We start from the raw sequence: 5,318 nt of genomic DNA on the forward strand, positions 1-5,318 counted from the left end.
CGAAAAGGGCGGGTTGTGTTTTGAAGCTTTGTTTCATAGCCAAAAAATACTTAATCAATCAGTCTAGGGAAAGGTCAGAGTTTTGCTGAGGTCTCAAGGAATCAAACACTTCAAATATTAAAATTCATAAAAAATAAACATTCTAAGTTCCATGATGTCTTCCAACAACGGATCAAATTACAGGAAGCGTCATGCTCAAATCACTGAATATGAGTACAAAAATTGTTCTACTGTTTGTATTTATCATTGCTTTGACGGCATCTATCGTCGGGGGATGGGCGGCATGGACCTTCAAGGCTGACCTGTCAAAAACAGTGATCGAGCAACAGAATTCTGGGTTAAGAACCGCCGCTGTTCTCCTAAAGAAACAGTACCCTGACACTTCTTTTACCATTGATGCGCAAGGTAAGATTCACGATCTTGTCATGAACGGGATTTCCACGTTTGAAGATCATGGAATGATCGATGAAATAGGCAAAACAACCGGAGAGACCGTGACAGTCTTCAAATGGGAAGAAGAAAGCAAAGATTTCTGGCGTGTCACAACTAACATTATCAAAGATGATGGAAGTCGGGCGGTGGGAACTGCTCTAGGCCAAACAGGCCGGGTATATCCCGTAATAATGGCCGGAAAAACTTTTAACGGCGAAGCAACCATTCTCGGCAAGGATTATTATACCATCTATGAGCCCATACTTTCTCCCGAGGGGAAAAAGATTGGTATTCTCTATGCTGGTGTCCTTAAAGACAAAGTCAACCTTGGCCTTGATAACATCATCAATGCCCTGATCATTGCATCTCTGATTGCAACACTTATCGGTGCCTTGATCACTATTGTTGTACTTCGTGGATTGATGCGTCCTATTCCCTTACTCGCAGCGATGATGGAAAAGGTTGCTGCCGGGAATCTCGATATTAATAACACCTATATCAACCGCCAGGATGAGGTCGGTGAAATGGCTCAGGCACTTGATATATTCCGGACCAATGCCGAAGAAAAAATCCGGCTCGAAAACGAGCGAATTGAAACAGAAAAACAATATGAAATTTCATCCCAAGAACAAAGAAGAGCCCTTTCAGACGAATTCAGAGCATCTGTAGAGACCATCGTAAAACAAGTGTCTGCTTCCGTACAAAATCTCGCAGAGATTGCTCAGGGCATGTCAAACAATTCCCAGTCAGCGCTCACGGGAACCAGCGAGGCAACAGGATCGACCCGCCATGCCACAGAAAGTGTAAATACTGTCGCCGCAGCATCCGAAGAACTCGCAGCTTCCATTCGCGAGATAATGCAGCAGGTTCAAAGGTCCGGGCAGGTTGCGACCAATGCTACTCAAGAAGCCGTCGGCGCTAACAGCAAAATGGAACAGCTCACAACTGCAGCACAGAAAATCGGCGAAGTTGTCAGCCTGATTGCAGAAATTGCAGAACAAACCAATCTGCTGGCTTTAAACGCAACAATTGAGGCAGCCAGGGCTGGCGAAGCAGGTAAAGGTTTTGCTGTCGTTGCTTCCGAAGTCAAGAGTCTTGCCTCACAGACAGCCAAGGCAACCGAAGAGATCGAGCAACAGGTTAATGACATCCAGTCTGCTACTGGATCAGTCGGCGACGCGATCAAGGGTATTCAGACCATCATCGAAGAAATCAATCAGATTTCCACTATTATCTCTTCCTCCATTGAAGAGCAAAGCAGCGCAACAGCTGAAATTGCCAGCAGTATTACAGTTGCCTCGCAAAACACCTCGACAGCCTCTGATCAAATTTCTTTGGTAGAAAGCTCGATCAATCAAACGAATGCAGCATCACAGAACGTACTTTCTGCTTCAACAGAACTCCAGGGTTTTACCCGCGACCTTTCTGATCAGGTCAACGGTTTCATTAGTAAGATGGGGTAAGGTGTTTACGCCTGAGTTACTCCCAAGAGCCTTTTTACAACAGCGAAACATCGAACGGTAAAGCTTTTTGAGCAGCTTTACCGTTCGCCTTGTTATGCTTACTTATAGCGGCTTGCAATTATCGGAGCCCAGGCTTGATTTTATCCGTTGATTTGGGCTCACTTTAATTGCGACTATCCGCATGGTTCGGCTCGGATTAAGTGAGAATGGGCTCAGTTTATCTGCAACGGGCTTGATTTCATAACTCCCGGCTCACTTTATGTGAGAATATAAATCAACCCGTCAATAAACTCGTAAATGATCACCAAACCTTGATGTTGATATCTTGACTTAGAAACTGGACAAAATTTCTCAACGTTTCCCGCCCCCGGTTTTTCAAGTGCCTGATCGTCAAGAAAACGACCATTTAATTGACGCTCATAATAACACCAAAGGTTGTGAGTTACATTATTTTATATAATGTTTGATTCAGTATAGCGAAATGCAGACTAGGATTAAGCGGGGGTATGATGGTTGGACGCAGGCGCGGAGAAGCAATGGAGCGCTGGGAAGTAGCCCTTGTCAAAACGATGTTTGATAATGGGTGGACCATTGATCAAGACATCCTCGCATATTTCACTCGGCCATCACGATCAGTCAATCATAGGCTAATAGGGCAAATTAGGCGCGGAGATCGCTATCGTAACGTTAAGGCGGCCAGCAATGAAGAATTGGAAGACTTTCTCTCCAACTGGCCCGATCTCGATACAGAAACTGGCTTGAACCTGAAGGGCGATGAACTCGTTATAAAAGCACGAGAAGCGATGATTGCGGCTGTACATACTTTTAACGGGGCTGGTCTTCAATTCCGTTCTGAGTTGTTCATTGTTACTTCGAATATTGCGTGGACCTATTTAATGCACGCCTATTATCGGAAAATTGGTATAGATTATCGCTATTATCAAACCCGAGAGGGTGTAAGGCAGGTGGTAAAGACCAGAGAAGGTGCTGATAAATACTGGGAACTCGGAAAGTGTATTCGTCATGATCGGTGTCAACTTCCACAAGGGACTGTAAACAATCTCGAGGCGTTATTTGACATTCGTCATGAGATTGAGCATCGATCGACTGATCGAATTGATGATGCCCTGGGCGGGACACTTCAGCAATGTGCACTGAACTTCAATGACGCGCTGAAAGATTGGTTCGGCAATCACTATGGTTTGGAAAAGCGGTTGCCGCTTGCGCTTCAGTTCGGGACTTTCAAAACAGATCAACGAAGACAGTTAAAAGCCGCAAAAGATTTACCACGTCATATAGCAACGACGATAGATAATATCTACGGTCGATTGAGTGATGAAGAGTTGGCGGACCCTCGCTTCACTTTTAAGGTCGCTTTCGTGCGCAAAATTACAAGTCGGGCAAATGCTGCGGATGAAGCGGTGGAATTTGTGCGTTCAGACAGTGAAGAAGCCGCTGCAATCAATCGTGTTCTACTCAAGGAAACCGAGAAACCTAAATATTTGCCTTCGAGGATTGTTGATTTAATGAAGGCTGAAGGATATCGCTGGTTCACGATGCAGCAACATACCCATCTTTGGCAAACTCTAGACGCGAAAGCCCCCCAAAAGGGATATGGTGTTCTCGTCGCACAGCAATGGTATTGGTATGATGCGTGGCTTGCTCGGGTACGTGAATACTGTCTCGAAAGGCAAAGTCGCGAAGCCTAACCTCATGACCCGAATTATATCCGCAGATAAAGTGGTTTAAAGCCAATGAGGGCAGCCTGTTACAATTAATCCTATTTCTTCGTCTGTGATGCTTCGTGCCATTTTGAGTTTCAGACCAGTTCAATTAATGGTTGGAGTACTTTGAAGCAAAATGTGTTGGGTTCAAGCTTTTTGTATTTCTTGACTGTAACGGCTTACTTAGGGAAGATATTGTATTATAACTATTACTCAGGGTGAGATTGTGTAAATGGAACAAGTTCGGAAGAAAAATAGATCGCTTAGCTGTTCGAGCGTTGGCTGAAAAAAATTCCGCTGAACTTCGAGAATTTAATAATACTGGTGGGAATATTTATCAAAAATCATTAGAACACAGTGATGCTATAAAAGAAATTGCTTCTGAAATGAGTGAAAAAGATGCAATTGATTTTTACAATACTTATGCCGAAGAGATTGAAGCGTGCACTAAAAAAACTCTAGATGATGTTCAAGCGCTAAATACAGAAAATGAAATTTGGACGCAAGTCATTGGCGTTATTATAGCTGTGGTTATGGGTATAGTTTTCTTTGCTGTAATTTTTAAGTAATTGTGGCTACTGGGCATCTTCTGGAGTATTTTAATTTCCGCGTCCTAATATTTTGGTCTGTCTTCTTGCGAAGACCGGGCTATATTCCGGTAATCTCCTACCTCGATAACCTACACCGAGCCTCTAGTCTCGGCCCATGCGGGTAACTATCCCTCAGACGAGCTGATCGCCGGCGAATTGTTCAAGATCCCCCTGTCTTCATTTTATTGTTGAGGTAGTTCCTTTCCGGTCTATCGACCTCGCGCCCCCATGGGTCACACTGGCCTTTGAAAAAGGCCCTTTTTGATAGGACCACGCTTACGCTGTTGCCGCGCCTGGGCGCGTCACTTGAACCTGTATCCCCATAATCGCTAATACGATCACTGGCCAGTACCTGGCCAGCCTTCCGTTTCTCTCCAGGTGGGTGATCCCCCTCAGGTTCTGCGGTCCTTGTTTATCAAAAATTCCCCCAAACTGCCTTACGTCAGGAGAAATGTTTTACATTTCAAAATGATGAAGGTTCTCGATCATGGCAAAAAAGACTTTTGAAACTTCCCGGGAAATTGAGTTTTTTGCAATTAATCAGCTCGTCTTGTCGGAAATCAATCCCCGCCAAGATGTCAATGATGATGAAGTCAAGGATCTGGCCGAAAGCATCAACACTTGCGGACTTATTCAGAATTTATCAGGCATCAAGCTTCAAGATGGCAAAATTGGAATTGTTGCTGGCGGTCGTCGTCTACGAGCGCTGCAGGTTCTGTCAAAAAAGAAGGGCTTTAATGCCTTTCCCATTCCGGTAAAGATTGCCACCAATGAAACCGAAGCTCAGGCTTGGGCCAATGCTGAAAACATTGCTCGTCAGGATCTTCATCCCGCAGATGAAATCAGAGCATACGGGCGTATGTCAGAAACAGGATCACCAGTAAGTACCATTGCCAGAGCTTTTGCAGTGACGGAAGCTCATGTTTACAAGCGCCTCAAGCTGGCCGAGCTGCCAAGTTCAATTCTTGACGCTTTAAAGGCCGGGAAGATCAATCTCTCCATAGCTGAGATCTTCACCCGTTCGACCGATGCAAAACGCACAGAAGACGCTCTAAGCGCGATTGAACGCAATGAAATCAAATCTGAACACCAGCTAAAGAACTATCTGA

At 44.7% G+C, this 5,318-nt stretch carries 4 protein-coding genes; all 4 read left to right on the forward strand.

Features of this window, described 5'->3' with window-relative positions:
* Positions 1–191: 191 nt before the first annotated feature.
* On the forward strand, positions 192–1,895 hold the full coding sequence (locus B152_RS0113005; RefSeq protein WP_020592862.1) for a methyl-accepting chemotaxis protein: 1,704 nt from the start codon (positions 192–194) through the stop codon (positions 1,893–1,895).
* 536 nt (positions 1,896–2,431) lie between these two features.
* Positions 2,432–3,604, forward strand: a complete 1,173-nt coding sequence (locus B152_RS0113010; protein WP_020592863.1) for a DUF3644 domain-containing protein — start codon at positions 2,432–2,434, stop codon at positions 3,602–3,604.
* Positions 3,605–3,843: 239 nt separating this feature from the next.
* On the forward strand, positions 3,844–4,188 hold the full coding sequence (locus B152_RS0113015; RefSeq protein WP_020592864.1) for a hypothetical protein: 345 nt from the start codon (positions 3,844–3,846) through the stop codon (positions 4,186–4,188).
* Positions 4,189–4,696: 508 nt separating this feature from the next.
* Positions 4,697–5,318, forward strand: a 622-nt coding sequence (locus tag B152_RS0113020) for a ParB/RepB/Spo0J family partition protein (protein WP_020592865.1), incomplete at its 3' end; no start/stop codon positions are given.

This window comes from Kiloniella laminariae DSM 19542 (assembly GCF_000374005.1).
In the GTDB taxonomy this organism is placed as follows: Bacteria; Pseudomonadota; Alphaproteobacteria; order Kiloniellales; family Kiloniellaceae; genus Kiloniella; species Kiloniella laminariae.